23 protein-coding genes are annotated in these 26,913 nt (G+C 71.4%); 17 read left to right on the top strand and 6 right to left on the bottom strand.

What is annotated here, in order from left to right; genetic code table 11:
* Positions 1 to 105: 105 nt before the first annotated feature.
* Together trpS and ACTEI_RS33545 are read left to right on the top strand one after the other, a co-directional pair.
* Positions 106 to 1,128: a tryptophan--tRNA ligase gene (gene trpS, locus ACTEI_RS33550; RefSeq protein ID WP_122982580.1), complete on the top strand. Its 1,023-nt coding sequence runs from the start codon at positions 106 to 108 to the stop codon at positions 1,126 to 1,128.
* A 5-nt stretch (positions 1,129 to 1,133) separates the two neighbouring features.
* The gene (locus ACTEI_RS33545) at positions 1,134 to 1,664 is read left to right on the top strand and encodes a 2'-5' RNA ligase family protein (RefSeq protein ID WP_122981303.1); all 531 of its coding nucleotides are present in this window, start codon (positions 1,134 to 1,136) and stop codon (positions 1,662 to 1,664) included.
* A 157-nt stretch (positions 1,665 to 1,821) separates the two neighbouring features.
* On the opposite strand, the gene ACTEI_RS33540 is transcribed toward ACTEI_RS33545, so the two are convergent.
* From ACTEI_RS33540 to ACTEI_RS33530, 3 genes are read right to left on the bottom strand one after another with little or no spacing between them, the layout of a single operon-like run.
* The gene (locus ACTEI_RS33540; protein ID WP_122981302.1) at positions 1,822 to 2,505 is read right to left on the bottom strand and encodes a hypothetical protein; all 684 of its coding nucleotides are present in this window, start codon (positions 2,503 to 2,505) and stop codon (positions 1,822 to 1,824) included.
* A 22-nt stretch (positions 2,506 to 2,527) separates the two neighbouring features.
* On the bottom strand, positions 2,528 to 2,821 hold the full coding sequence (locus tag ACTEI_RS33535; RefSeq protein WP_239082147.1) for a hypothetical protein: 294 nt from the start codon (positions 2,819 to 2,821) through the stop codon (positions 2,528 to 2,530).
* Positions 2,822 to 2,865: 44 nt separating this feature from the next.
* On the bottom strand, positions 2,866 to 5,061 hold the full coding sequence (locus ACTEI_RS33530; RefSeq protein WP_122981301.1) for a glycoside hydrolase domain-containing protein: 2,196 nt from the start codon (positions 5,059 to 5,061) through the stop codon (positions 2,866 to 2,868).
* Positions 5,062 to 5,667: 606 nt separating this feature from the next.
* On the opposite strand from ACTEI_RS33530, the gene ACTEI_RS33525 reads away from it, so the two are divergent.
* The 10 genes from ACTEI_RS33525 (at position 5,668) to ACTEI_RS33480 (ending at position 15,613) form a co-directional block, all read left to right on the top strand.
* Positions 5,668 to 6,588, top strand: coding sequence for a YihY/virulence factor BrkB family protein (locus ACTEI_RS33525; RefSeq protein ID WP_122981300.1), 921 nt, complete (start codon positions 5,668 to 5,670; stop codon positions 6,586 to 6,588).
* Positions 6,589 to 6,596: 8 nt separating this feature from the next.
* Positions 6,597 to 6,983 (top strand): hypothetical protein, encoded by a 387-nt coding sequence (locus ACTEI_RS33520; protein WP_122982578.1) that lies wholly within the window; start codon positions 6,597 to 6,599, stop codon positions 6,981 to 6,983.
* A gap of 21 nt (positions 6,984 to 7,004) precedes the next feature.
* On the top strand, positions 7,005 to 7,283 hold the full coding sequence (locus ACTEI_RS33515) for an SCO4848 family membrane protein (protein WP_122981299.1): 279 nt from the start codon (positions 7,005 to 7,007) through the stop codon (positions 7,281 to 7,283).
* Positions 7,284 to 7,500: 217 nt separating this feature from the next.
* Positions 7,501 to 8,595 (top strand): BMP family lipoprotein, encoded by a 1,095-nt coding sequence (locus ACTEI_RS33510; protein ID WP_122981298.1) that lies wholly within the window; start codon positions 7,501 to 7,503, stop codon positions 8,593 to 8,595.
* 154 nt (positions 8,596 to 8,749) lie between these two features.
* Positions 8,750 to 10,321 (top strand): ABC transporter ATP-binding protein, encoded by a 1,572-nt coding sequence (locus ACTEI_RS33505; protein WP_307837871.1) that lies wholly within the window; start codon positions 8,750 to 8,752, stop codon positions 10,319 to 10,321.
* On the top strand, positions 10,318 to 11,586 hold the full coding sequence (locus ACTEI_RS33500; protein WP_122981296.1) for an ABC transporter permease: 1,269 nt from the start codon (positions 10,318 to 10,320) through the stop codon (positions 11,584 to 11,586). Before ACTEI_RS33505 ends, ACTEI_RS33500 begins: the two co-directional genes overlap by 4 nt.
* Positions 11,587 to 11,590: 4 nt before the next feature.
* Complete coding sequence (locus ACTEI_RS33495; protein ID WP_122981295.1) at positions 11,591 to 12,862, top strand: ABC transporter permease; 1,272 nt, start codon at positions 11,591 to 11,593, stop codon at positions 12,860 to 12,862.
* 79 nt (positions 12,863 to 12,941) lie between these two features.
* Entirely contained in the window at positions 12,942 to 13,652 is a 711-nt protein-coding gene (locus ACTEI_RS33490; RefSeq protein WP_122981294.1) for a cytidine deaminase, read from the top strand.
* The gene (locus ACTEI_RS33485) at positions 13,649 to 14,926 is read left to right on the top strand and encodes a thymidine phosphorylase (protein WP_122981293.1); all 1,278 of its coding nucleotides are present in this window, start codon (positions 13,649 to 13,651) and stop codon (positions 14,924 to 14,926) included. Before ACTEI_RS33490 ends, ACTEI_RS33485 begins: the two co-directional genes overlap by 4 nt.
* Before the next feature lie 6 nt (positions 14,927 to 14,932).
* On the top strand, positions 14,933 to 15,613 hold the full coding sequence (locus tag ACTEI_RS33480) for a DUF4272 domain-containing protein (protein ID WP_122981292.1): 681 nt from the start codon (positions 14,933 to 14,935) through the stop codon (positions 15,611 to 15,613).
* Positions 15,614 to 15,626: 13 nt separating this feature from the next.
* Here the strand turns inward: ACTEI_RS33480 and ACTEI_RS33475 are convergent, their stop codons facing one another.
* Positions 15,627 to 16,457 (bottom strand): putative RNA methyltransferase, encoded by an 831-nt coding sequence (locus ACTEI_RS33475; protein WP_122981291.1) that lies wholly within the window; start codon positions 16,455 to 16,457, stop codon positions 15,627 to 15,629.
* 26 nt (positions 16,458 to 16,483) lie between these two features.
* Between ACTEI_RS33475 and ACTEI_RS33470 the strand changes: the two genes are divergently transcribed.
* From ACTEI_RS33470 to ACTEI_RS33450, 5 genes are all read left to right on the top strand, one after another.
* A complete protein-coding gene (locus ACTEI_RS33470; RefSeq protein ID WP_122981290.1) occupies positions 16,484 to 17,605 on the top strand; it encodes an adenosine deaminase in 1,122 nt (373 codons plus the stop codon).
* 437 nt (positions 17,606 to 18,042) lie between these two features.
* Entirely contained in the window at positions 18,043 to 21,579 is a 3,537-nt protein-coding gene (locus tag ACTEI_RS33465) for a sensor histidine kinase (protein WP_392390155.1), read from the top strand.
* Positions 21,576 to 21,980, top strand: a complete 405-nt coding sequence (locus ACTEI_RS33460) for a roadblock/LC7 domain-containing protein (protein ID WP_014447580.1) — start codon at positions 21,576 to 21,578, stop codon at positions 21,978 to 21,980. The genes ACTEI_RS33465 and ACTEI_RS33460 overlap by 4 nt, the downstream gene beginning before the upstream one ends.
* A gap of 89 nt (positions 21,981 to 22,069) precedes the next feature.
* Positions 22,070 to 22,450, top strand: coding sequence for a DUF742 domain-containing protein (locus ACTEI_RS33455; protein WP_122982576.1), 381 nt, complete (start codon positions 22,070 to 22,072; stop codon positions 22,448 to 22,450).
* A 1-nt stretch (position 22,451) separates the two neighbouring features.
* Positions 22,452 to 23,039, top strand: a complete 588-nt coding sequence (locus ACTEI_RS33450) for a GTP-binding protein (protein WP_122981289.1) — start codon at positions 22,452 to 22,454, stop codon at positions 23,037 to 23,039.
* 609 nt (positions 23,040 to 23,648) lie between these two features.
* Here the strand turns inward: ACTEI_RS33450 and ACTEI_RS33445 are convergent.
* Together ACTEI_RS33445 and ACTEI_RS33440 are read right to left on the bottom strand one after the other, a co-directional pair.
* A complete protein-coding gene (locus ACTEI_RS33445; protein WP_239082146.1) occupies positions 23,649 to 25,931 on the bottom strand; it encodes a transposase in 2,283 nt (760 codons plus the stop codon).
* Positions 25,932 to 25,995: 64 nt separating this feature from the next.
* Positions 25,996 to 26,862, bottom strand: a complete 867-nt coding sequence (locus ACTEI_RS33440) for a DNA primase (protein WP_122981288.1) — start codon at positions 26,860 to 26,862, stop codon at positions 25,996 to 25,998.
* Between the last annotated feature and the right edge of the window lie 51 nt (positions 26,863 to 26,913).

The following is a 26,913-nucleotide window of genomic DNA, read 5'->3' as shown; positions in this document are numbered from 1 at the left end:
GATGGCCGGGGTCACGCGCCGGCCGGCGCGTGACCCCGGCCGCGCGCCCGCGCGGGCGCCGGGGGTGTTGGTCATACGGGGACGGTCACTGACACAATGGCGTTCATGTCCGATGCTCGCCGCCCACGGGTGCTCTCCGGCATCCAGCCGACCGCCGACTCCTTCCACCTCGGCAACTATCTCGGCGCCGTGCGGAACTGGGTCGCGATGCAGGAGACCCACGACGCGTTCTACTGCGTGGTCGATCTGCACGCGATCACCGTGGGGCACGACCCGGCCGCGCTGCGCAACCGCACCCGGGTGTCCGCCGCCCAGCTGCTGGCGGTCGGGCTGGACCCGGAGCGGTGCACGCTCTTCGTCCAGTCGCACGTGCCCGAGCACGCCCAGCTCTCCTGGGTGCTCAGCTGCATCACCGGCTTCGGCGAGGCCGGCCGGATGGTGCAGTTCAAGGACAAGTCGGCCAAGGCCGGGCAGGACAGCACCACCGTCGGCCTGTTCACCTACCCGATCCTGCAGGCCGCCGACATCCTGCTCTACCAGGCCGACCAGGTGCCGGTCGGCGAGGACCAGCGGCAGCACCTGGAGCTGACCCGGGACCTGGCGCAGCGGTTCAACAGCCGCTTCGGCCCGACCTTCACCATGCCCTCGGCGTACATCGTCAAGGACACCGCCAAGATCACCGACCTGCAGGATCCGACGATCAAGATGTCCAAGTCGGCCTCCTCGCCCAACGGCATCATCGAGCTGCTGGAGGACCCGGCCCGCTCGGCCAAGAAGATCAAGTCGGCGGTCACCGACACCGGCCGGGAGATCCTCTACGACGAGGTGAACAAGCCCGGCATCAGCAACCTGCTCACCATGTACGCCGCGCTGACCATGCGCACCATCGACGAGCTGCTCGAACAGTACGACGGGCGAGGCTACGGCGACCTGAAGAAGGACCTGGCCGAGGTGCTGGTGGAGTTCGTCAAGCCGATCCAGGAGCGGACCAAGGCCTACCTGGACGACAAGGCACAGCTGGACAAGATCCTGGCGGTCGGCGCCGAGAAGGCGCGCGCGGTCTCGGCGGCCACCCTCGCCAAGACGTACAAGAATGTGGGGTTCCTCAGCCCCACCCGGGGAGCCTGACCCCGGTGAACGACCCCGCCCGGACCCGCATCGGCGTGGCGATCGACATCCCGGAGCCGTGGGGCGCGATGCTGACCCGCCGGCGTGCGGACGCCGGTGACCCGCAGGCCGCCTGGACGCCGGCGCACGTCACGCTGCTCGGCCCGACCGAGGTGGACACCGACGCGCTGCCGGCGGTGGAGAAGCATCTGGAGGCGGTCGCCTCGGCGCAGCCGCCGTTCACCATCCACCTGCGCGGGACCGGCACGTTCCGGCCGGTCACCGAGGTGGTGTTCGTGAGCCTGGCGGTGGGCATCAGCGAGTGCGAGATGCTGGCCGAGGCGATCACCCGCTCCGAGGACATCCGCCGGGACAGCCGGTTCCCGTACCACCCGCACGTCACCGTGGCGCAGGACGTGGCGCCGGAGGCGCTGGACGCGGTCTTCGACGACCTGGCCGGCTTCTCGGCCCGCTTCCCGGTGTCGTCGTTCACGCTGTTCTCGCACGGTGGCGAGGGGCCGTGGCGGCCGCGACGGGACTTCCCGCTCGGCGGCTGAAACGTCTGACCGGGAACTGAACCGGGGCCGGACCCCGTCGAGGGATCCGGCCCCGCGGGCTCTTCCGCCGCTGGAGCGGCGGTCAGCGCCGGGATGGGCGACGGGTCAGCGCGAGGCGTGCGGGCGCTGCCGGCCGGCCGTCGCGGATGCCCGCAGCTCAGGAGGAGCGCTGGACGCGGGCCAGGCCCTCCGCGCGGGTACGCCGCGCCTGGGACGAGATGTCCACCGTCACGCCGGCGCCCTCGCCGGGGGTGCCCTCCCAGCCGCGGAGTTTGTTGACGAGCTTGGCGAGCCGGGCGTCCTGCCGCCCGACGGCGATGTAGAACAGCGACTCGTCCACGTGGCGGTCGTCGCCGCCCCAGCGCACGACACCCTCGCAGTCGGCCAGGATGTCCCGCAGCGCCAGCTCCTGGAGGGGGAAGAAGCCACCCTTGGCCCGGGCGCCCGGCCGGATGCGCACCGCGGTGCCGGAGGCGAGATTGGACTCCGGCAGGTCCCGGCGAACCTTGCCGATCTCCTGCCAGCCGGTCAGGTCGATCCCCTGGATCTCCTCCACCTCGTAGTGGAAACGGCGGATCACGTGCAGCAGAATCGCCTCGACGTCACCGATCCACACCGCGACGCTCAACCCCGTGCCCGCCACCGATCGGGTCCATACCAGCGAGCTGACATCCGCGTTCGGCTGGATCGGCCATCCGTTCGCCGACGTTTCCGGGCGCTGTCGCTCACGGCGCTCCTCGGCCGACGCCGGGGCGGCGGCCAGGGCCGGGCCGGCGGCGGCAGCGGCGCCGGCGACGGCGGCGGTTCTCAGAACTGATCGTCGCGTCACGTTGTGCTTCATGCTTCCCTACCTTTTCCCAGTTTTATCGGACCGCATCAATGCACAGCGGCGCCAGGGTGGCGACAGAGCACGCGAGCCAGTACCGGGTTGCCGGTACGGCCGTCCGGTATCGCATGTACGCGTTCACGCCCACCCAGATCGAACCGAAGAGCACGAACAGCACCGTGGCCATGGTCACCAGGGGGAGCAGACCGTCGTTCGGGTTCCAGGTCCAGGACTGCTCGGTCCACCCGAGCTCCGCCAGCGGACCATTGGCCACGATGTACCAGGTGAGGTGTATCGGGATCATGGCCGGAACGCCGAGCAGCAGGTTCACCCCGATGGGTACCGCGAGCCTTCGCGATGGCGCCACGGTTCCTGCTACTGAGCGCGACTGAGCGCATTGTAGTTTTCCAGCGCGCTGTACAGGCCGATCAGGTTCTGCCCGTATCCCACCGAAGCCGGGCCGTCGCCCTGGTACCGGGCCAGGATCTTCTGGGTGTCGGCATAGCTGATGGTGACGGTCGGGCGGGGCAGATGCACCTGGAACGCGTTGTAGATGGTCAGGTACGCCACCGACGAGATGTTGTAGACCGGGTCCTGCAGCCGGTCCCAGACCGCGCGCAGGTCTTCGGGGTTCCGCAACCGCGTGCCGTTGATGATGCCCTGGTCCATGCAGTAGTTGCGCGCCTCGATGGCGACCCAGGCCCACATCTGCGCCAAGCCGGTGCTGCAGTCGGTGGACTGCCCCCGCTTGACCAGCTCGTCCTTGATCGGGTCGTCCGGGCCGTACCTGCGGACCTCGAACAGCAGGGGGGCCTGGATGAGCGCCTTGCGGATCTTGAGCTGGCGGGCCAGGTTGGTGATCAACCAATCCATGTTCATGACGACGTTGAACGCGTCGGTGGTGCTGTTGGCCAACAGCAGCCAGTCCGTGGACCAGCCCTCGCCGCCTCGCTCCGGGATGCCGATCGACTCCAGGTAGGTCTGCACCTCCCGCAGACAGGCGTCGCGGTACTTGTCCTTGGCGAAGTCCACGTCCAGTTCTTCGGTGATGGGCGTCCTGGGGTTGAACTCGCCCTGACCGGTGTCCCGGCCGGACGCGATGTTGTTGTCGATCTCGATCCTGCTGTCCCCGGAGCCGATGGTGATCGTGGCGATCTGGTCGAACGCCCAGTTCGTCGGCATCGGGTAGCCCAGGTTGCCGGAGAACCCGGACGACATGTCGGAGACGAACGAGGTGACCGCGTAGCCGGCGTCGGAGACCCGCTGGCAGACGTTGCGGGGGCCGTAGATGCCGACGTGGTAGGGGGAGAGCTCCTCCACGGTCTCGTGGACGCCCTTGAAGTGCGGGATGATGAAATCGGTGACTTCGCTGTCCATCGCGTCGTAATCGACGGCGAAATAGATGATCGTTCCGGGCTTGAAGCCGTGGATCTTCGCCCATTCGATTGCGTTGGACGCGTCGACGGAGCCCTTGGCGAAGCTGAAGTTGTCGGCGGCGCGGGACCACGTCTGGTAGATCGGGAAGCAGCGCAGCCCCTTCAGCCAGATCATGTCCAGCTCGCCCGGCTGGATCTGCTTCTCCGGCAGATCGGTTTTCGACGGGTTGTAGAGGTACCGGCCGATGTACTTGTAGCCGGCGGCCTTCAACGCCTCCGCGCGCGCCTCGGTGATCCTCGTGACGCCGTCGCACGCCGCGCCCTTCCGGGTCTGGTCGCCGTAGGACACCAGCAGGGACGCCCACGTCTGGAAGTCACCGATCCCGGTGGTCGGCAACTTCACGAACGACTGGAAATCCAGCACGGCGTCGCGGACCTCGGTGGTGAAGCTGCCGAACGGCACGGCCCGCTTGTTGAGGTTCATCGCCGCGGTGAACAGCTGTGCCCAGGCGCCGCTGGCGCCGACGGTGACCGGGTGGGACTTGAGCCCGGCCTGCGTGGCGGGCCCGAAGACCCCGGTCGCGGTGCCGTCCGCCATGCCCAGCTCGTACTGGATGGCCAGGAGCATGGACTTGGCGACGTCCCGGGAGTGGTGCCCGTCGCAGGGGATGACGTAGAAGTCGGCGCGGTTGATGTATCGGCCGTTCATCCACTGCTGGATGGAACGGATGACGTCCGACCCGTTGTTCACGGTGACGTAGGCGTCCATGTTGAGCAGCGCCTTGACCACCTTGGGCTCCAGGGAGCTGCCCGGGAAGGCGCCCGCGACACCCATGTCCTGCTTGAGCTTGAGGACGGCGGCCTGGACCCGATCGCCGTAGACACCGTCGATGTCGCCGCCGTCGTAGCCCTTGCAGTACAGCGCGGACTGGATGATGCAGCCGAAGATCCAGGACGGAATGGTCGACTGATTCAGCTTGGGGTATTTCGACTGAAGGGTCGAGAGAGTGGTCGGGCCGAACGAGTTCGACAGGCTCGTGATGCCCAACTCGTACTGCAGGGCTCGGGTCAGGGCGTACATCGTGGTCCAGCCGGTACGGCCGTCCTCGGGCACCTTGGAAATGCCGAGGGTCGCGCCGTTGCTGTACGTCTGATTTATGAAACGCTGAGCCCGGAGAACCATTTCGTCAGCCATCTGACACCATTCTTCGAGGGGTGCGCGGCGGCGCCGGGCCGACGCGCAGAATGCCGGTCACAGAAAACGCGAATAGCTGCCGTGCCGCACTCTACTTCGGACATCGGCGGGCGCGCCACCCCGCGCCGCGGGGAGTCGGGGGCCGGTCCCGGGGGTGTGGCGGACACGCGTGCCCGGACCCCCGTGCGGCGCATTGAGCTGGGGTTATGCAAAGCCCGCGGGGCCGTTCGCCGATCGTCGGGCCGCCGGTCGGGGCGGGGTCCATACCTGAGTCGATCACGATCCGGAAGTGCCAGGCAGGGCGGAGCGGTGCTGGCGACGTCACATTGACAGCTCGTTGTCACATCGACTAACGTCTCGCTCGCTTGGGAATTTGATTGACGCATCCGCATTCCGCTGCGCGGTGCTCGCGGATGGTGCCGCGCGAGGTGATGCGGCCGGCGGTGACTTCTACTTCTGCGAGACCGGAAATATTCACGGAAATGCTCCTGTGAAAGAGCTGCCGCTGTGGTGTCGCCTTCGCGGTGGCGGTGCGGCACCCCTCCTGGCGCCGACCCGGCCGGGGACTTCCCGCTCCGCGGCCGGATCGTTCGATACGGTCGCCCGGTGAACCCTGTCGACCGGGCGTACGACGCCGCCGCCGCCCGGATCATGGCCGTCCGCTACCGCTCCCGTTCCTTCGACCACCTCTGCCGGGCCGTTCTGCGTTACGAGAGCGTGCAGGGCGGCCGGCTGGCCGCCGCCATCGCGTACTACGGGTTCTTCGCGGTGTTCGCGCTGCTGCTGATCGGCTACTCGGTCTTCGGCTTCCTGCTGACCAGCAACAGCGAGCTGTTCGACCTGGTCCGTGACTTCCTGCGGGACAACCTGCCGTTCCTGGACGTGCAGGCCATCCTGGACAGCAAGAAGACGGTCGGCATCGTCGGTCTCCTGGGCCTGACCTTCACCGGCATCGGCTGGGTCGAGTCGATCCGCTCCTCGCAGCGGCTGATCTGGCAGCTGCGCGAGCAGCCCGGCTACATCGGCGTCCGGCAGGTGCTCGACCTGATGGTCCTGGTCGGCGTCCTGCTCCTGCTCGCGCTCACCCAGGGCGCCGTCTACGGCCTGGAACGCCTGCTCGACTGGCTGGCCGGCAACCACGTCCCGGCGCTGCTCGCGGTGGTCAGCCTGGTCCTCAGCCTCGGGGTGAACATGCTGCTGGCGGCGGCGCTGCTGGCCGCGGTGCCCCGGCTGCGGATGACCGCGCGCCGGATGGCCCCGCCGGTGCTGCAGGTCGGCATCGGGCTGATGCTGCTCAACACGGTCGGCAAGTCGTTCGTCGCGGTGGTCCAGCGCAACCCGGCGTACGGCCTGGTCGGTTCGGCCGTCGGCGCGCTGGTCTACCTCTACGTCTTCAACCAGCTGCTGCTGTTCGGCGCGGCGTGGGCGGCGACCAGCCCGCACGGGCGGGTGGTGGACCTGTCCGCCGACGACAAGACCGCTCCGGTGGGGCAAAACCGGTGGATCCGGGAGGTCCGCCCGAGATGATGTCCTGCGTGGGGACACTCGTCACGCTGCACCTGCCGCCCGGCTCGCCGCTCACCGACGCGCCGTGGGTGATCACCATCGGCTCGCTCGGCGACCGGGAGGACTGGGAGCCGGTGGTCTGCGGGCCGTACGAGCGTGACCACGCGGTGGCGCTGGCCCGCGCGGTGGTGGCCGACGACGACCTGATGGCGGTGGTCGAGCCGATGCTGCCGCTGGACGGGGTGGACGCGATCCGTACGGAGATCGAGACGATCCGGGCGGCTGCCGAGGGTGACACCGGTCCCGGTGATCAGCTGCTGGCCGAGCAGTCCGGCGGTGGACCGCCGCCGCGGACGCCGGAGCCGATCGATGTACGCGACGGCTGGCGCCGGATAGCCGCCCGGCTCAGCGGCTGAGCGCGCTGCGATACTGGCCCCGTGGTGATCACACGACGGTGGGCGGCGTTCCTGATGGCGGTCGGCGTGTGGACGTGGGTGATCTGGCCCCGCTTCGGCCTCGCCATCTACCGGGACGACCGCTCGTTCGACGGCGGCACGCCCACGTCGTTCCTCTGGGTGCACGCGCTCCTGATCGCCGCGTCGCTGACCATCGGGACGGTCGTGGGGGTGCTCGGCGTGCGCGCCTGGCGGGCGGCGCGCGGGTCCGGCGTACCGCAGAATCGGCCCGGACCGGCGGCGCCGAAGAACGGACGGTGAGCGGCCCCGCGGGCCGCGAAGATTAATCCTTCGTTACGTGGCTACCGGGCATTTGCCTTGTGAACCGACCGAAAGCGGCACGTCAAAGCCCTGGTGATTGCGGCGCGATAACGGTGCGCCAACAGTCCGTACCTTTCGCCTGACGGGTAGATGGCCCGCAGTTACGCTGCCGACCGAGACCCACCGAGTGTGTCGGTGTGCATGGAAGGAGGGCGTCTTGCGCCCAGTACGTGGGAAGCGGATCGTGGCGATTCTCGCGGCAGGTGGGCTGACGCTCGCGGCCGCCGCCTGTGGTGACGCGCCGGAGGACACGCCGTCCGCCGGTGGCAGCGCCAGCGCCGCCGCCGCATTCAAGGCCTGCATGGTGACCGACACCGGCGGCATCGACGACAAGTCGTTCAACGCCTCCGCCTGGGCCGGCATGCAGGCCGCCAAGAACGAGGCCAGCAACGTCGACGCGAAGTACGTCTCCTCGTCGTCCGAGGCGGACTACGAGCCCGGCCTGCGCAGCTTCGTGACCCAGAAGTGCAACTTCATCCTCGCGGTCGGCGGGCTGATGGGCACCGTCACGAAGAAGGTCTCGGACGAGAGCAAGAACGCCCAGTTCGGCATCGTGGACAGCAGCAGCACCGGGAGCAACGTCTACCCGATGCAGTTCGCCACCGAGCAGGCCGCGTTCCTCGCCGGCTACCTCGCCGCGGGCTACTCGAAGTCCGGCACGGTCGGCACCTACGGCGGCATGAAGATCGCCCCGGTGACCGTCTTCATGGACGGCTTCGCCGACGGCGTCGCCTACTACAACCAGAAGAAGGGCAAGACCGTCAAGGTCCTGGGCTGGGACAAGGCGAAGCAGAACGGCACCTTCGCCGAGAGCTTCATCGACCAGAACAAGGGCAAGACGATCACCCAGACCCTGGTCTCGCAGGGCGCCGACGTGATCCTGCCGGTCGCCGGCGGCACCGGCCTCGGCACCGCCCAGGTCGCCAAGGACTCGGCCGGCAAGGTCGCGGTCATCTGGGTCGACCAGGACGGCTGCAAGAGCGCCGCGCAGTACTGCGACGTGTTCCTGAGCACCGTGGTGAAGAACGTCCAGGAAGCGGTCAAGGAGGCCGTGCTCAAGGGCGCGAAGGGCGAGGCGCTGGCCGCCACCCCGGGCTACCTCGGCACCCTGGAGAACAACGGCATCGAACTGGCCGAGTACCACTCGTTCGACAGCAAGATCGACGCGGCCCTCAAGGGCGAGGTCGAGCAGCTGAAGCAGGACATCATCGCCGGCACCGTCAAGGTCCAGTCGGCCAACGCGCCGAAGTGACCCGGTAGTAACATTCGGCCGCCGCGCGGCCACGGGCTCCGACCCGTGGCCGAGCGGCGGCTCGCCTTGACACATCCACCAGGCCCAGTACCGAAGTCGGGAGATTCCGCTGAAACTGGAACTGCGCGGCATCACCAAGCGCTTCGGCGACCTGGTGGCCAACGACCACATCGACATCACCGTCGAGCCCGGCGAGGTGCACGCCCTGCTGGGCGAGAACGGCGCCGGCAAGTCGACTCTCATGAACCAGCTGTACGGCCTTCTCCAGCCGGACGAGGGCCAGATCGTCGTCGACGGTGAACCCCGGGTGTTCCGCAGCCCGCGGGACGCGATCGCGGCCGGCATCGGCATGGTGCACCAGCACTTCATGCTCGTCCCGGTCTTCACCGTGGCGGAGAACATCGCGCTCGGCGCCGAGGAGACCCGCCTCGGCCCGCTCGGCTGGCTGGACCGCCGCCGGGCGCGCAAGGACGTGCTGGAGACCTCCCAGCGTTTCGGACTGCCGGTCGACCCGGACGCGCTGGTCGAGGACCTGCCGGTGGGCGCCCAGCAGCGGGTGGAGATCGTCAAGGCGCTGACCCGTGACGTCGACCTGCTCATCCTGGACGAGCCGACCGCGGTGCTCACCCCGCAGGAGACCGAGGAACTGCTCGCGGTGATGCGCTCGCTCACCGAGATGGGCAAGTCCATCGTCTTCATCACCCACAAGCTCAAAGAGGTCAAGGCGATCGCCGACCGGATCACCGTGATCCGGCGTGGCCGGGTGGTCGGCAGCGCCAGCCCGGACACCAGCGAGGACCAGCTGGCCGCCCTGATGGTCGGCCGCGCGGTCAGCCTCGAGGTGGACAAGGCCCCGGCCGAGCCGGGCCGTACCGTGCTGCAGGTCTCCGGCCTGGTGGTCGACGACGACCGCGGCGTGCGCGCGGTCGACGGCGTGGACCTGGAGATCCGCGCGGGCGAGGTGCTGGGCATCGCCGGGGTGCAGGGCAACGGGCAGACCGAGCTGGTCGAGGCCGTGATGGGGCTGCGCGAGGTGCGCGCCGGGCAGGTCCAGCTCGACGGCGAGGACCTGGCCGGGATGAGCACCAAGCGGATCCTGCGCTCCGGGGTCGGCTACGTGCCCGAGGACCGCAGCCACGACGGCGTGGTCAAGGAGTTCAGCGTCGCCGAGAACCTGGTCCTGGACATGTACGACCGCTCGCCGTTCGGCAACCCGTTCCGGCTGGACACCTCCCGGATCGGCACCAACGCCAAGGACCGGGTCGCCCAGTTCGACATCCGGTGCCAGTCGCCGGAGACGCCGGTCGGCACCCTCTCCGGCGGCAACCAGCAGAAGGTCGTCATCGCCCGGGAGATGTCCCGGCCGCTGCGCCTGTTCATCGCCTCCCAGCCCACCCGGGGCGTGGACGTCGGCTCGATCGAGTTCATCCACGGCCGGATCGTCCGCGAGCGGGACCAGGGCACCGCGGTGCTGGTGGTCTCCAGCGAGCTGGACGAGGTGGTCGGCCTCGCCGACCGGATCGCGGTGATGTACCGCGGCCGGATCCTGGCGATCGTCTCACCGGACACCCCGCGTGAGGAGATCGGCCTGCTGATGGCCGGCATCACCGGCACGCCGGCGGCGTCCGAGCCCGCGGCGGCCGGCGCGCCCACGCGGCCCGGCGCTCCCGCGGCGGAGCGTGCGCACGAGGCCGGCGGCGCCGGCGAAGAAAAGGGGACTAAGTGACCGCCGAAGCGACCACCAAGGCGCCGCACGAGCCGGCGCAGAAACCGGCCGAGCGCGAGTCCTTCCTCGACCTCTTCCTGCGCAACCTGTGGGCCGCGAACGGGTTCACCGTCACGGTCCTGTCGATCCTGCTGGCCGTGGTGATCGGCGCCGTGCTGATCGTGGTGTCCGACGCGGCCGTGCTGGAGAAGTTCACCTACTTCACCGCCCGGCCGGGCGACGCGCTCACCGCGAGCTGGGACCTGATCAGCGCCGCCTACTCCGACCTGCTCAAGGGCGCGCTCGGCGACCCGGAGGCGATCGACGCGTGGGTGTCCGGCAGCGGCAGCTGGCAGGACGCGCTGGCGCCGCTGTCCGAGACGATGACCTACGCCACCCCTCTGGTCTTCACCGGTCTGTCCGTCTCGCTGGCCTTCCGCGGCGGCCTGTTCAACATCGGCGCCCAGGGCCAGGCCGTGCTCGGCTGCATCGCGGCCGGCGTGGCCGGCTTCGCCTTCGGCCTGCCGATCGTGCTCAACCTGCTGGTCGCGCTGGTCGCCGGTGCGCTGGGCGGCGCCCTCTGGGGCTTCCTGCCCGGCCTGCTCAAGGCGCGGACCGGCGCCCACGAGGTGATCACCACGATCATGCTCAACTACACGGCCGGACTGTTCCTGTCCTGGCTGGTCATCCAGAAGGGCATCCAGGACCCGGGCCGCACCGACGCGATCAGCAAGGTGGTCGCCGAGTCGGCCCAGCTGCCCTCGTTCGGCGGCGCGCTGCGGGTGCACCTGGGCATCGTGCTCGCGGTGCTGGTCACGGCCGCGGTGGCCTGGCTGCTCAACCGCTCCGCGTTCGGCTTCGAGCTGCGCGCGGTGGGCGCGAACCCGCACGCCGCGAAGACCGCCGGGATCAGCGTCGCCAAGACGTACGCGCTGCTGATGGCGGTCGCCGGTGGCCTGGCCGGGCTCGGCGGCGCGAGCCAGGTGCTGGGCACGGCCCACGCGCTGACCCCGTCCGTGGCCGGCAACATCGGCTTCGACGGGCTGCTCGTCGCGCTGCTCGGTCGCAACCGCCCGTGGGGCACCCTGCTCGCCGCGCTGCTGTTCGGCGCGCTGCGGGCCGGCGGCAACCGGATGCAGGCGTACACCGGCATCTCGCTGGAGCTGGTCACCGTGCTGCAGGCCCTGATCGTCATCTTCATCGCCGCGCCCGCCCTGGTGAAGGCGATCTTCCGACTTCGCGCCGCCCGCGCCGCCGGGCCGAGCGTCACTCCGGCGAAGGGCTGAGACCATGTCGACCACGACTGTGGCGGAGGCGACCGAGGTCGTCGCCGCACCGGATCCGTTCTGGACCCGGCAGCGCCGGCTCGGCGTGGCGCTGATCCTGATCGGTATCGTCGCCGCGTCCGTCTTCGGCTCGCTCGCGCCCAGCGAGACCGCACGCTTCACCCTCAGCGACGACGCGCAGGGCGCCGCGATCTCGATCAACGGCCAGCTCGGCGCCGTCCTGTTCGGCGTGCTGACCGCCGTCGCCGGCGGTGTGCTGGTCGCCGGTCTGGCCAAGCGCTGGTCGAACGCGCTGCTCGGGGCGGGCATCCTGACCTTCGTGCTGTCCTTCCTGTGCTGGCAGGTGGCCGGCCAGTTCATGCCCCTGGTGGACACCTCGAGCGGCACGTTGCAGCTGGCCCTGCCGCTGATCCTGGGCGCGCTGGCCGGCGTGCTCGGCGAGCGCTCCGGCGTGGTCAACGTCGCGATCGAGGGGCAGTTCCTGATGGGCGCGTTCGCCGGCGCCCTGGTCGGCACCATGGCCGGCAGCGTCTGGGCCGGGCTGATCAGCGCGGCGGTCGGCGGTGTCATCATCGCCGCGATCCTGGCCGTCCTGTCGATCCGCTACCTGGTCGACCAGACCGTGGTCGGCATCGTGCTCAACCTGTTCGCGCTCGGCATCACCGGCTTCCTCTACGAGCGGCTGATGCAGCCCGACGCGGCCGGCTACAACCAGCCGCCGCAGATGCCGGTCTGGCGGATCCCCGGGCTGGCCGACATCCCGGTGATCGGGCCGGTGCTGTTCAACGCCAACCTGCTGCTGTGGCTGGCGCTCGGCCTGGTCGTGCTGATCCATTTCGGGCTCAACCGGACCCGCTGGGGCCTGCGGACCCGGGCGGTCGGCGAGCACCCCACCGCGGCCGACACGGTGGGTATCCGGGTGCGCGGGCTGCGCTACGCGAACGTGCTGCTCGGCGGCGTGGTCGCGGGCCTCGGCGGGGCGTACTTCACGCTGGTGGCGACCGGCAGCTTCACCAAGAACATGACCGCCGGGGCGGGCTTCATCGCACTGGCCGCGCTGATCTTCGGCCGGTTCACGCCGGTCGGGGCGTTCGGCGCGGCGCTGTTCTTCGGCTTCGCGCAGAAGCTGGCGACCTACCTGAGCGCCATCAACAGCCCGGTGCCGAGCCAGTTCCTGAACATGCTGCCGTACCTGGCGACCATCATCGCGGTGGCCGGTCTGGTCGGCCGGGTCCGGGCGCCGGCGGCGGACGGTATCCCGTACGTCAAGGGTTGAGTTCTTTTCCTGCGGATGCCCGGGCCCTTGCCCGGGCATCCGTCTTTGGCAGACGAAACAGTGGGGCAGAATCGAGATCATGGAGATCGACTGGGCGGCGCTGCGCGCCGCCGCCATCGAGGTGATGCGGCGTGCCTACGTGCCCGCGTCCGACTATCCGGTCGGGGTGGCCGGACTGGTCGACGACGGCCGGGTCGTGGTGGGCTGCAACGTGGAGAACGCCTCCATCGGCATGACGCTGTGCGCCGAGTGCGGCATGGTGAGCTCGCTGCACGCGACCGGCGGAGGCAAGCTCGTCGCGATCTCCTGCGTCGACGCGACCGGCGCGCCGCTGATGCCCTGCGGGCGCTGCCGGCAGCTGCTGTGGGAGCACGGCGGCCCGGACCTGCTGGTCGAGGCGCTGCCCCGGCCGCTGCGGATGGACGAGCTGCTGCCGCACGCCTTCGGCTGGGTGGACATGGAGAAGGTCACCGGCTCGGCCGGCGGTCCCGAGGTCCCCGCCGAGCTGGCCAAGTGGCGCGGGCGCGGCACCGTCTTCGTGCACCCGGACCTGTCCGGCGGCGAGACGATCTGGACCGCCTACTGGGAGCGCTCGTCGGGCGCGCCGGGCTCCGGGGAGGACAAGGGGATCCTCGAGGAGGGGCCGAACTTCCCGTCGGCTTCGGCCGCAGTGGCCTGGGGCTCGGTCCGCACTCCGCGGATCGTGGTGGTGGACGCCCAGGGCAACCTGTCCTGGGCGGGCGAGGGTGAGCTGCCGGACGGGATCCCGCAGCGCTGGGAGGAAAAGTGAGCGGGTTCGCCGCAGTTGACGTGATCCGGGCCAAGCGGGACGGGCACACCCTCACCGACGCGCAGATCGACTGGGTGGTCGACGCCTACACCCGCGGTGTGGTCGCCGACGAGCAGATGTCCGCGCTGGCCATGGCGATCCTGCTGCGCGGGATGACACCGGCCGAGATCGCCCGGTGGACGGCCGCGATGATCGCCAGCGGCGAACGGCTGGACCTGTCCGCGGTGTCCCGGCCGACCGCCGACAAGCACTCCACCGGCGGCGTCGGCGACAAGATCACGCTGCCGCTGACCCCGCTGGTGGCCGCATGCGGCGTGGCCGTGCCGCAGCTGTCCGGCCGCGGCCTCGGGCACACCGGCGGCACCCTGGACAAGCTGGAGTCGATCCCGGGCTGGCGGGCCCGGCTCAGCAACGCCGAGTTCATCGCGCAGCTGCGGGACATCGGCGCGGTGATCTGCGCGGCCGGCGAGGGCCTGGCCCCGGCCGACCGCAAGCTGTACGCGCTGCGCGACGTCACCGGCACGGTCGAGGCCATCCCGCTGATCGCCAGCTCGATCATGAGCAAGAAGATCGCCGAGGGCACCGGCGCGCTGGTGCTCGACGTCAAGGTCGGCTCCGGCGCGTTCATGAAGGACCTGGCCACCGCGCAGGAGCTGGCCCGGACCATGGTGCAGCTGGGCAAGGACAGCGGGGTCACCACGGTCGCCCTGCTCACCGACATGAGCACCCCGCTCGGCCTGGCCATCGGCAACGCCAACGAGGTGGCCGAGTCGGTCGAGGTGCTGGCCGGCGGCGGACCGGCCGACGTGGTCGAGCTGACCCTGGCGCTGGCCCGGGAGATGCTGGCCGCGGCCGGGGTGGACGCCGACCCGGAGAAGGTGCTGGCGTCCGGCGCGGCGATGGACACCTGGAAGGCGATGATCCGCGCGCAGGGCGGCGACCCGGACGCCCCGCTGCCGTCCGCCGCGCACACCGAGGTGTTGCGCGCCGAGAGCGACGGCGTGGTGACCGCGATGGACGCGTACGGCATCGGCATCGCGGCCTGGCGCCTCGGCGCCGGCCGGGCCCGCAAGGAGGACCCGGTCAGCTTCGGCGCCGGGGTGCAGCTCAGGGTCAAGCCCGGCGACCGGGTACGGGCCGGCGACGTGCTGCTGGAACTGCGCGCCGACGACGAGGCGCGGATCCCGGCGGCCCGGGCCGACGCGGTCGCCGCGATCAGCATCGGGACCGGCGCACCCGCCCCTGCCGGTCTGCTGCTCGACCGCATAGCCTGACCCACCATGACGAAGGCCGCCCCCGACCCCCGTGCGGTCCGCGAGGCCAGCCTGGACGAGCTGGCCCGGCTCGGCCTGCCGCTGCCGCCGCCCGCCTTCCCGCTGGTCTGGGAGCTCGGTGACACGGTCGAGCTGCGCCCGGTCGCCGAGCTGGAGGCGCGCGCCGCGGTGCTGCACGTGGTCGTCGCCCGCTGTTTCGGGATGCCGACCGAGGCGGCGATGAGCTGGCTGCTCGGCTCGCACCTGGTGGAGCTGGTCACCCCGCCGGAGTGGCAGTTCGTGATCGGCGCCAAGGGCGACCACCGGTCGTTCGTACTGCACCACGACGCGGTCTTCGCGCTGGCCTGGCTGCTCGGGCTGGGCCGGCACCTGGACCCGACGGTGCCGCCGGACGACCACCTGATGACCCAGATGCCGGATCTGCCGGCGGGCGAGACGTTCGCCCGCTGGCGGTCCCGGTCGCTGGTCGCGGTGCGCGACGCCGCCGAGGCCGCGGTGCTGCTCGACCTGTACTACTGCCTGGACTGGGCGTTCCAGGAGGCGGAACAGACCGGCCGGCCGCTGCCCGGTGAGGTGGACAGCAACGCGATCGGGCAGCGCCGGTGGGCGCTGGAGTGGGCGGTCATCTTCCACGGCCCGTACCACGACGAACCGCCGGAGTGGGAAGAGGTCGACCTCTCGGTGTGAGCGGCCGCGCGTGTCAGCGCGGCCGGTAGGTGGTCAGCCGCACGGCGGCGGTCACGGTGACCTCGCGGGTGGGCAGCGCGTCCACCGGGACGTGACGGGCGCTGGGCGTCATCCCGATCAGGGTGCGCGCCTCGGCGGCGGTCAGCCGCATCCGGTGCCGGTGGGTCGTGACGTCCAGCCGCTCGAAGTGCTCGTCGAGGGCGCCGCTGACCCGGGCCGCCTTGTCCGGGTCGACCTGGATCAGCCCGTACGCGGTGATCAGCTCGACCAGGTGGTCGGCGGCCGGGGTGACGACCAGCAGCCGGCCGTCCGGGCGCAGCACCCGCCGGAACTCCGGGCCGTTGCGCGGAGCGAAGACGTTCAGGATCACCGCGGCGGAGGCGTCCGTGACCGGCAGCGGACGCCACAGGTCGGCGAGCGCCGCGGCGGCGCGCGGGTGCGCGCGGGCGGCCCGGCGCAGGGCCGGCTTGGAGACGTCCAGGCCCAGGCCGGTGGCGGCCGGCGCGGCGTCCAGGACCCGGGCCAGGTAGTCGCCGGTGCCGACCCCGGCGTCCAGGACCAGCCCGGCCGGGCCGGACCCGGCGGCCGGCGGCTGCGCCGTGGCGGCTGCGGCCAGCGCGCCGGAGATGAAGGCGTAGTGGCCGGCGGCCAGGAACGCGGCCCGGTCGGCGATCATCTCGGCGCTGTCCCCGGTGTGCGGCAGGCGCCCGGCGCTCAGGTCGGCGTACCCCTGCCGGGCGATGTCGAAGCTGTGGCCGAGCGGGCAGCGCAGCGCCCGCTCGTGGCGGTCGAGTGTCCGTCGACACACCGGGCACCTCAGGTACGGCAATGCGCCATCGATCATCAGGGGTTTCCCTCTACGCTTCGCTGATGGCAGGCATTGCACACTCCGACATAGTCAACGCTCCCAAGGTTCTGCTGCACGATCACCTCGATGGTGGACTGCGGCCGGACACGATCGTCGAGCTGGCCGCCGCGGTCGGTCACGAGCTGCCGGAGCGGGATCCGGCCAGGCTCGGTGACTGGTTCGTCGCGGCCGCCGACTCCGGCTCGCTGGAACGGTACCTGGAGACCTTCTCGCACACCGTCGCGGTGATGCAGACCGAGGAGGGCCTGCACCGGGTGGCTCGCGAGTGCGCGCTCGACCTGGCCGCCGACGGCGTGGTCTACGCCGAGGTCCGCTACGCCCCGGAGCAGCACCTGGAGCGCGGCCTGACGCTGGACCAGGTGGTCGGGGCGGTGCACGCCGGGTTCCGCGACGGATGCGCCGAGGCGACCACCCGGGGCACCCCGATCCGGATCGGCACGCTGCTGACCGCGATGCGGCACGCCGCCCGCTCCCAGGAGATCGCCGAGCTGGCCGTGCGCTACCGCGACGCCGGCGTGGTCGGCTTCGACATCGCCGGGGCCGAGGCCGGTTTCCCGCCCACCCGGCACCTGGACGCCTTCGAGTACCTGCAGCGGGAGAACTTCCACTTCACCATCCACGCCGGCGAGGCGTTCGGGCTGCCGTCGATCTGGGAGGCGATCCAGTGGTGCGGCGCCGACCGGCTGGGCCACGGCGTACGCCTGGTCGACGACATCACCATGCCGGTGCCCGGGCCGAGCTCGGTGACCGCGACCGGGGGCACCCACGCGGCTCCGCCGGTGCTCGGGCGGCTCGCCGCGTACGTACGGGACAAGCGGATCCCGCTGGAGCTGTGCCCGTCGTCGAACGTGCAGACCGGCGCGGCCGCCTCGATCGCCGAGCACCCGATCAAGCTGCTGCACGACCTCCGCTTCCGGGTCACCGTCAACACCGACAACCGGCTGATGAGCGGGACGTCGATGAGCCGGGAGATGAGCCTGCTCGCCGAGGCGTTCGGCTGGGGCTGGGCGGAGCTGCAGTGGCTCACCATCAACGCGATGAAGTCGGCGTTCATCCCGTACGACGAGCGCCTGGTGCTGATCAACGAGGTGATCAAGCCGGCGTACGCGAAGCTGCTGGGCTGAGGGTGGTAGCCGGGTGGAAGTCCGGCTTTTCGCGCTTTTCCGAGAAAGGAGCGAACGTACGTCAGGCGAAACTGCCTGTCCGGTTCCGGGCCTCCACCGTTCGGCTACACTCCCGCCTGCAAACTTGGCATAATCCGGCATCTCGCCTTGCCGATCGCGGGAGACCGAGCCATCGTCAGTCCTGTCGCGATCGACTACGATCTGACCGGTCGGCCTGCGCCCACCCCCCAACGCCGCGCCGACCGTATGAGTGACCTTGAGATACAAGCTCGTCTACAGGCAGTGATGTCAGGCCGGCGATGTCCAACTACGACGTTGCAACATCGCGTCACACAACCGGTCCGTGTCCGCCTGCTCTTTCTCTTTGACACTCGTCGTGATGGAATCTCGGGGGCCCGACCCGGCGAGTCGGCCGTGCGCGGAGCTCGGCGAGCCGAATGCCGGGCCCGAATCAGGAGGACGGTGACGTGAGCAAGCGCCCCAGTGAGGCGGACGGCGTCATGTCGCGTCTGCGTCGACCCACGGGTCGGCTGCGAGACCTACCCATCTGGTCCAAGCTTGGTCTGATCATGCTGGTCCCGACCGTGGCGACGATCATCGTCGGCGTCAACGGCCTGGTCGACCACATCGACGAGGCCGACAACGCGGAGAACGCCCGGACCCTCGCGGCGCTGTCCCAGGCCGCCGGCGGCCTGGTCGACCAGCTGCAGTCCGAGCGCGCGTACGCGATGATGATCGCCGTCGCCAAGGACAAGGAACTGAACAAGGCGTTCAACGGCGGCAAGGAGGACGCGGCGGTCGTCAAGGCGGCCGTCGACCGGTACAACTCCGAGCACTCCAAGGTCGAGGCGGCCAACCAGCCGTACTCCCAGCAGCGCGCCGCCCTGGACGACGTCCCGGACCGGGTCGACATCCTGCTCTCCCGCCTGGACCTCAACCTGGCCGACCTCGCGGCGTACCGCAGCAAGGTGACCAACGGCACGGAGAGCACCAAGAGCGTCGAGACCACCTACGGCAAGCTCATCTCCGACCTGCTGTCGGTGCGCGACGTCGCGGCCCAGCAGGCCAGCGACACCAGCCTGAGCGACCACCTGCGCGCGGTCGCCGAGGTCGCCCGGGCCAAGGAGTACATCTCCACCGAGCGCTACATCGGCCACCAGGTGATGGGCGCCCGCGAGTTCACCAACACCCTCCGGCAGGCCTTCCTCTCCGCGAGTCTCGGCTTCGAGCAGGCCAAGGACACGCTGGAGGCGGTCGCCACCGACGGCGAGTTCGAGTTCTTCACGAGGACCACCTCGGCCAACCCGACCGAGCGCGAGGCCACCAACCTCACCGTCCCGCTGCTGGCCAGCCAGGGCACGGACATCACCAAGGCGCATCTCACCACCGACGGGTGGGAGAAGGCGATGACCGACTACAACAACACCTTCCGCCAGGTCGAGGTGCAGTTGGACAAGGACATCGTCGCCCAGGCCACCGACCTGCGGAACAGCACGAACCGCCGGGTCTTCCTGGAGACCAGCGTCCTGCTCGGCATGCTCCTGCTGGCCATCCTGTTCGCCTGGCTGGTCGCCCGGTCGATGGCCCGCTCGCTGCGCGAGCTGCGGCAGGGCGCGCTCGCCGTGGCGCAGTTCGGCCTGCCGCACGCGGTGAGCCGGCTGCGCGACCCGGCGCTGTCCGCGTCGCTCACCCCGGCCCAGGTGGCCGACCAGATCGCCGAGCCGCTCCCGGTCCGCAGCCGGGACGAGTTCGGGCAGGTGACCGAGGCGTTCAACGCGGTCCACCTGGAAGCCGTGCGGACCGCCGCCGAGCAGGCGGCCCTGCGTGCCTCCGTCGCCACCATGTTCGTCAACCTGGCCCGCCGTTCGCAGATCCTGGTCGACCGGCTGATCGGTCACCTGGACCGGCTGGAGCGCGGCGAGGAGGACCCGGACCGGCTGGCCGAGCTCTTCCAGCTCGACCACCTGGCCACCCGAATGCGGCGCAACGACGAGAACCTCCTGGTTCTCGCGGGCGCCGACTCCACCCGTGTGCAGCGCGAGCCGGCCGCTCTGATCGACGTGCTGCGCGCCGCCCAGTCCGAGGTCGAGCACTACACCCGGATCGAGTTCGGCGTCATCGACCGCGAGATCGAGGTGGCGGCGCACGCCGTCAACGACATGGTGCACCTGGTCGCCGAGCTCTTCGACAACGCGACCGCCTTCTCCCCGCCTAACTCGAACGTCCTGGTCGAGGCCCGCCGGGTCGGCGACAACGCGGTGCTCACCGTGGAGGACCACGGCATCGGCATCAGCCGTGAGCAGCTGCGCGACCTGAACGAACGGCTCGCCAATCCGCCCACGGTGGACGTGGCCGTCTCCCGGATGATGGGCCTGGTCGTGGTCGCCCGGCTGGCGAACCGGCACAGCGTACGGGTCGAGCTGCGCCCGGCCGACCGCGAGCGCGGCACCGTCGCCGAGGTGGGTCTGCCCGTCTCCGTCCTGGCCACCTCGTCGTCCGCCCGGATGCCGGGTGGCTACGATGCCCCGCCGGCCGCGATGCCGTCCTACGGCGAGCCGATGGCCCTGGAGAGCGGCCGCGGCGGCTACCCGGGCGACATCCGGCCGTACGAATCCCCGGTCAACGGCACCAACGGCTCCGTCCCGGCCTGGTCCGACCTCACCGGCGCCGCCCCGTCGAACGGCTTCGGCGGCGCTACGAACGGCTTCGTCAACGGGTCCGTCAACGGCTTCCACGGCCCGCGCAGCAACGAGCCGCTGCCGCCGCTGCCGTCCGGCCCGATCAGCACCGGCCCGCAGGGCTTCGCCGGACTCGACGAGCTGGCCCAGCGCCGCAACGGCCACGACTACCAGCAGCGCCCCGAGCCAGAGGTGAACGGCTTCGGCGCGGCCATCCCGCGCCAGCTGCCGGCCAACCCGGAGAGCCAGAGCCGCGGCTCGTTCATGCCGCCGGTGTCCGCGCCGCCGGTGCCGCCGGTCGTCTCGGCCCCGCCGGTGACCTCGGTGCCGCCGGTCAGCTCGGTGCCGCCGGTGCCGTCCGCCCCGCCGGTCTCCGCCGCCCCGATCGAGCCGGCCCCGGCGAGCCCGTTCGCGTCGGCGCCGCCGGCCTGGCCGCCGGTCGCCGGGGACCGGGAGACCGCCACCCCGCACGTCCCGGAGAACCTCGCCGCGGCACTGGACATGACCGCCGAGATCCCGCGGTTCCGTTCCGAGCACGCCGAGCCGCACCCCGAGGTGGCCCCTCCGGTCAACCCGCCGCTGGCCGCGCTGCCCGCGTCCGCCCCGCCGGCGTACGACTCGCCGGACCCGGTGAGCGCGGCGCCCCAGGCCGCCGACGTGCAGGCCACCGCGGCCGCCCAGATCGCGGCGGCGCAGGCGCCGGCCCGGGAGGGCGCGGTGCCGTTCGCGGACGAGACCATGGAGCTGCCGATCTTCCGGGAGCTGGAGTCGGCCTGGTTCACCACGACCCAGGCCACCCCGTCCAAGCCGTCGGTCTCCGGCTCCGGTGAGGAGGCCGTGGTCTCCCAGCGGATCCCGACCGGCGAGCCGGCCCGCAACGCCGGGGTGCCGCAGCAGGCGGCCGCCCCGGAGGCCCGGGAGCTCGACACGGCCACGGTCGGCGCCCCGGCCACGGCCGCCGGCGCGGGTTCCCACGGCGGCGCGGCGGGCTCCAGCCCGTGGCGTACCGCGGCCGACGAGGGCTGGCAGGCCGCTCGCAAGGCGTCCGAAGTCACCATCGACACGACCACCACGGCGGGCCTTCCCAAGCGCACGCCGATGGCGCAACTCGTCCCCGGCGGTGTCGACCGGGGCGGTAACTCCGTCCAGCGCCGTACGCCCGAGGGGGTCCGCGGTCTGCTGTCCGCGTACCACCGGGGTGTGCAGCGCGGTCGCACCAAGGAACAATCGACCAACCTGGAGGAGACTCCGGGAGGGCAGCAGCCCTCGCAGGCTGGCAAGGAGCATGAGGCATGACATCTACGCAGGATCTCGGTTGGCTCCTGGCCAACTTTGCCGACCGCGTTCCCGGGGTCGCGCACGCGATCGCCGTCTCCGCCGACGGCCTGCTCCTGGCGGCCTCGCGGGACCTTCCCCGGGACCGTGCGGACCAGCTGGCGGCCATCGCATCCGGCCTGGTCAGCCTGACCCAGGGCGCGGCGCGCTGCTTCGAGGGCGGCGCCGTTCTGCAGACGGTCGTGGAGATGGACAATGGGTTCCTGTTCCTGATGTCCATTTCCGATGGCTCCTCGTTCGCGGTTCTCGCGGCGCGTAGCTGCGACGTCGGTCAGGTGGGCTACGAGATGGCCCTGCTGGTCGACCGGGTGGGCGAGGCGCTGACTCCGGCGCCGCGGTCCGCCGCCGGGGTGCTGGGCTGAAGGCGCGGTGAGCCGGCCCATCCGGCTACTGTCCAGAAACTTGAGAACCAATACACTTCGAGGGGCCGAGGGAGGGGTTGACGGTGACGATGCCCGAACGCGATGAGCCGACCGGCGCGCTGGTCAGGCCGTATGCCGTGACCCGTGGTCGAACCCGGCCGAAGCTTGAGATAGCGCTGGAAGCGCTGGTCGAGACAACCGTGCGCGGCCGTTCTGGGATGATCCGCGGCGGGCAGGGTGGAAGCGAGCATCAGTACATCGCGGCGATGTGCGACGGCGGCCGAGTTCAGTCGCTCGCCGAGATCGCCGCACGCATGCAACTGCCGCTCGGTGTGGCACGTGTGATCGTGGCCGACATGGCCTCCGACGGTCTCGTCGCGGTCTACGAGCCCACCTCGCTCGAAGACGAGACCGACGCGGTAGGCACGGAACTGCTGGAAAGGGTGCTGAGTGGACTTCGCAGGCTCTGACATGTCGCAACGTCCTGCTGCCGGACGCGTGACATCGGCGAAGATTGTCATCGCCGGTGGCTTCGGCGTCGGCAAGACGACGCTGGTGGGGTCGGTCTCCGAGATCACCCCGCTGACCACTGAGGCGATCATGACCTCGGCCGGTGTGGGTGTCGACGACAACCGGCAGGTGCCGGGCAAGATGACCACCACCGTGGCCATGGACTTCGGCCGAATCAGCATCGACCGGGACCTGATCCTCTACCTGTTCGGCACGCCCGGCCAGACCCGCTTCTGGTTCATGTGGGACGAGCTGGTGCGGGGCGCGATCGGTGCGGTGGTCATGGTGGACACGCGTCGGCTCGCCGACTGCTTCGCCGCCATCGACTTCTTCGAGCACCGCCGCCTGCCGTACCTGGTGGCGATCAACTGCTTCGACGGCATGCAGTACCACAACGCGCAGGACGTCCGGGACGCGCTGGCGATCTCGAGCGACGTGCCCGTGGTGAGCTGCGACGCCCGTAACCGCGAGTCGACGAAGAACGTCCTCATCTCGCTCGTCGAGTATGTGCTGACGATGCGTCGCTCGCGCGCGGTAGCGCCCGCCTGACGACCGGTTGAAGCCCCGCTCCGCGAGCCGGAGCGGGGCTTTCGCGCGTCTTCAGGCAGGTGGATCGCGCAGTGGATCGAGAACGGTCCGTCACCGGCGCAGCGGGAAGCGGTGCGTCACCGGGCGCAGGCGCGGGCGCTCGCCGACGCGGCCGGTGGGAGACGGTCCGTCACCGCCGGGAGAGCTGGAAGGGTCACCCGTGCGCCGCTGGGGAAGCGGTCCGTCACCGACGGGAGAGCTGGAAGGGTCACCCGTGCGCCGTTGGGGAAGCGGTCCGTCACCGCCGGGAGAGGCCGGGCGGTGCACCGGCGCGGGCGGTCCGTCGCCGGTCGGGCAGCTCGTCGGCGCGGCCGGCTGAGAAGGCCCAGGACGTGACCACGCCGCGGGCGCTGCCCCAATCGCACCGGCGGCTCCGGACCGGGTCTGCGGACCACCTCAGCGCCCGCGCGGCGGGTCCGTGCCACGGCCGCCGGAACCGGCACAGCGGCCGACGCCGGAGCTGGGCCGGTCAGCGTACCGAGAAGGCGACGACGCCGCCGGGCCCGGGCACGGCAGAGGGCCGCGACCCGGTGGGTCGCGGCCCTCTGCGAACGCCCCGAGGGGGCCGGCTCAGCGGTTGCCGTAGCCGGCGCCGTTGCGGTACTCGTCCGCGCTCTCGCGGTCGCGCGTGAAGTCCCACCCGCCGGCGGCCTCGCGGCCCGGGCGGCCACCCATCGCGAACCCGCCGATCTCCTGGCCGCGCCGCCAGCCGCGGAAGTACCCGGTGGTGTGCGCGGCGATCGAGGCGGCGTCCCGGACGATCCGCAGCGGCCGCTCCTCGCGCAGCGGCGAGCCGGGCACCAGGTTCGCCTGCGGCACCCGTTTCGGCAGGCCGGCCGACGTCTCCGCGGCGACGGCGGGGGTGGCCGCCTTCTCCGCGGCACGCCAGCCGCTGTCGTTCGGGTTGGCCCAGTCCACGTTGCCCGAGTCGCTGGTGCCGGTGAACCAGGCGGATCGGGCCGCTGCGAAGATCAGCAGGTCGCCGTCGCTGCCGTCGGCCGGGACCGGCGGGGTGGCGCTGCGGTCCAGCGCGGTCACCTTCGGCGGGAGGCTCTCGGCGCCACGGGCGCCGCCGTCGACGACCCGCAGCGACGGCGGGTCACCGATCTGGTCGAGCCCGGGCAGCTTGGCCCGTCCGCCGTTGCGCTGCGGATCCACCAGGCGCAGCGCCGGCGGCTCCTTCGGCATGTCCTGCCACGGCGGCTTGACCCGGCCCTCGGCGCCGGGCGAGCTGACCGACGCGGCGGCCGGCCGCTCGGTCACCGCGGCGTCGTCGCCGCCGTTGTTCAGCAGCGGCCAGTTCGCCCGGGAGCCGGGCTCCGGGGCCTCCTGCGCGGCACGCGGCGACGGCATCGGCAGGCTGAAGTCGGTCGGGCTGGTCGGCGTCCCGTTCGCCGCCGCCGCGGGCGGCGGGGTGGTGCGCGTGTTCGGCCGGGCCGGGATGACCGCGCGCTGCCGCTCCGCCCGGGCCCGGTTCAGCTCGGCGTTGGTGAGCGTGGGCCGGAACGGCTCGCCCGCCTCGGCCGGGGTGCTCGCCGCACCGGCCGGCGAGACCGGGTTGCGAGCCGCCGGCGAGGAGGGCGCGATCGGGCTCCGGGTCGGCAGCGGGGCCGGCGAGGACGGCGCGATCGGGCTCCGCGTGGCCGGCACCGGACGGGTGCCCGGCGTGATCGGGGTCATGCCCGGCGGGGGCGGTGGCACCGACACCGGCCGGTTGCCCGGCGTGCCGGCCCGGCCGGGGAGCCCGTTGGCCGCGGCCGGCGCGACCGGTGGCGGCGTGATCGGGTCCGGGGCGACCGGGGGAGCGTTCATCGGCTGCGGGGTGGCCGGGCCGTTGCCGGTGCCGGCCACGGTGGGCTCGGGACGGCTGCGGCGGCCGAACCGGGAACCGGTGTCGGCGGCCGGCCCGGACGGCAGCACGGAGGGCTCGGCGGCCCGGCGGGCGGCCCGGCGGCCGACGTTCGGCTCGGTGGCCGGGCTGGTGGCCCGGGCGGCCAGCGTGCCGACCAGCGCGGCGCACGCCGCGTCGCAGGTGCGCACCGCGGCGACGGCCTGGCGGACCGCCTCGGCGGCGGCCGGCGCCAGCGACTTGTTGACGCCGCCCCGGCGCGGCGACTCGCTGATGGCCACCTGCAGCGCGGTGACCGCGGCGATCACCTCGTCCTCGGTGCCGGCGCCGGAGCGGGTGAGCGTGGTGGCGACCTCCTGCGCGGCCTGCGCCGGGTCGCCGCCCCGGCCGGTCATCCGGCCGGGCTCGGGCACCGCGTCCAGCACCGCCAAGGCCAGCGGGTGCGCCGGGTCCGGGTACGCCCGCAGGGCGGCCGGGTAGAGCTCGCGGAGCACCTCGCGGAGCGCGACCGCGGCCGCGTTCCGCCCGACCAGCATGGCCACGTGCGCGGCCAGGACCGGCTTGTAGCTGACCAGCTCGCGCGGCGCGGGGATGTTCACCGCGGCGATCGCGCCGGCCTGCAGGGCCCGGGCCAGCCCGACCGCGCGCCGCGCGGCGGCCGGGGCGGAGATCTCCTCCGGGGAGTCGTCGTCCGAGAAACGCTCGGCGAAGTCGTCCGCGTCGTCGTCGTCGACCACGACCAGCGGCCGCCCGGCGGCGGTGAGCAGCGAGGTGACGACGTGGTCGTCACTGTCGGCGGCCACGGCCGCGTCGCTGAACCCCGTCGTACGTTCCACGAGCAGCGTTCCCAGCAGGGCGTAACCGGCCGGGTCGTCGCTGATCTCGTGGACGCCGAGCAGCCGTCCTGCGTCGTCCACCACGGCGATGGTCAGCGGCGCGGCCGAGGCCGTACGCACCGAATCATCAGCCGACGCCAGACCGCAGTACACGCGCACGAGCGCCACGGCGTCGTCCTCCTCCCCGGGACTGCTTCTCTGTGGCCAAGGACTGATGTTCCCTGGTAATCGGTCAGTCACGCCAGTCCACAGCAGCAGAGATCTTGCCGATGACCGACCGCCAGCCGAGACTCGCCTGCTGTGCCCCGATCTTCTTCAGCCGCCGGCGACCGAAGAAACCGCCCATGCCACCGCTCTCCGCGGCACGCAGGGACTCGTCGAGGTCGTCGAGCGGGGAGCCGGCCGACAGCGCCAGGATCACCGGCTTGATCCGGAGCGCGTAGCCGAGGTCACGCGCCACCTCGCCGGCGGCGATGAGCAGCGGCAGGTCCCAGGTGTCGTGTCCGCCCCGCAGGTTCTCCACCACGAGGTCGAGTTCGTAGCGCTCCTCCGGAAGCGGGTCGATGTCGCTCGACTGTACCCGCTCCGCGAGCTCGCCCCAGCTGTCCAATTGTGCGAGATCGTGCGGAGCACCCGAACGAATGAAGGCGACCAGCGCTTCGGCGTTCTTGAAGGCGAGCAAGCGGCCCTTGTGACTGAGGAACATGGGTACTTCCTCGTCCTCCGGCTGGGTCTTCGCCTCCTCCGGCTCCTCGGCGGAATCGGATTTGTCGTCGGCTGACCTGCCGTCCTCGTCGTCGCCCTCGGCGAGGAGCGCCTCGTACTCCTCGTCGACGATGATCCCCTCCTCGCCGTCCTCGTCGAGGGCGGCGCGCTTGCGCGTGTCGAACGGGTCGTCGTCCTCGGCCTCGATCTCGGTCGGGGTCAGCTCGGAGGCCTTCCGGTACGCCCGCAGGGTCAGGCCGACGCCGCCCGGGAGAGCGATCTCGACCGGCTCGACGCGGACCTGCTCCCAGAGCTCACGCCCGTTGAGCCCCTCCGCTGAGGACTTCTCGGCCACCGGCGTGGACGCCTCAGGCTCGTCGGACTGGCTGGTCACGGTAGACCTCCGGGTTGATCTGGGGGTGGGCGGGACGGGTGACTACGGGCA

This window comes from Actinoplanes teichomyceticus ATCC 31121 (genome assembly GCF_003711105.1).
In the GTDB taxonomy this organism is placed as follows: Bacteria; Actinomycetota; Actinomycetes; order Mycobacteriales; family Micromonosporaceae; genus Actinoplanes; species Actinoplanes teichomyceticus.
The sequence above is the reverse complement of the archived record's forward strand: the minus strand, read 5'-3'. Positions and strand labels throughout refer to the sequence as shown.

Coding starts and splice junctions, on each gene's coding strand:
- trpS (WP_122982580.1), top strand. CDS start 106: ATGTCCGATGCTCGCCGCCCACGGGTGCTCTCCGGCATCCAGCCGACC.
- ACTEI_RS33540 (WP_122981302.1), bottom strand. CDS start 2,505: ATGAAGCACAACGTGACGCGACGATCAGTTCTGAGAACCGCCGCCGTC.
- ACTEI_RS33530 (WP_122981301.1), bottom strand. CDS start 5,061: ATGGCTGACGAAATGGTTCTCCGGGCTCAGCGTTTCATAAATCAGACG.
- ACTEI_RS33495 (WP_122981295.1), top strand. CDS start 11,591: ATGTCGACCACGACTGTGGCGGAGGCGACCGAGGTCGTCGCCGCACCG.
- ACTEI_RS33490 (WP_122981294.1), top strand. CDS start 12,942: ATGGAGATCGACTGGGCGGCGCTGCGCGCCGCCGCCATCGAGGTGATG.
- ACTEI_RS33480 (WP_122981292.1), top strand. CDS start 14,933: ATGACGAAGGCCGCCCCCGACCCCCGTGCGGTCCGCGAGGCCAGCCTG.
- ACTEI_RS33475 (WP_122981291.1), bottom strand. CDS start 16,457: ATGATCGATGGCGCATTGCCGTACCTGAGGTGCCCGGTGTGTCGACGG.
- ACTEI_RS33470 (WP_122981290.1), top strand. CDS start 16,484: ATGGCAGGCATTGCACACTCCGACATAGTCAACGCTCCCAAGGTTCTG.
- ACTEI_RS33465 (WP_392390155.1), top strand. CDS start 18,043: ATGCCGGGCCCGAATCAGGAGGACGGTGACGTGAGCAAGCGCCCCAGT.
- ACTEI_RS33460 (WP_014447580.1), top strand. CDS start 21,576: ATGACATCTACGCAGGATCTCGGTTGGCTCCTGGCCAACTTTGCCGAC.
- ACTEI_RS33455 (WP_122982576.1), top strand. CDS start 22,070: ATGCCCGAACGCGATGAGCCGACCGGCGCGCTGGTCAGGCCGTATGCC.
- ACTEI_RS33450 (WP_122981289.1), top strand. CDS start 22,452: ATGTCGCAACGTCCTGCTGCCGGACGCGTGACATCGGCGAAGATTGTC.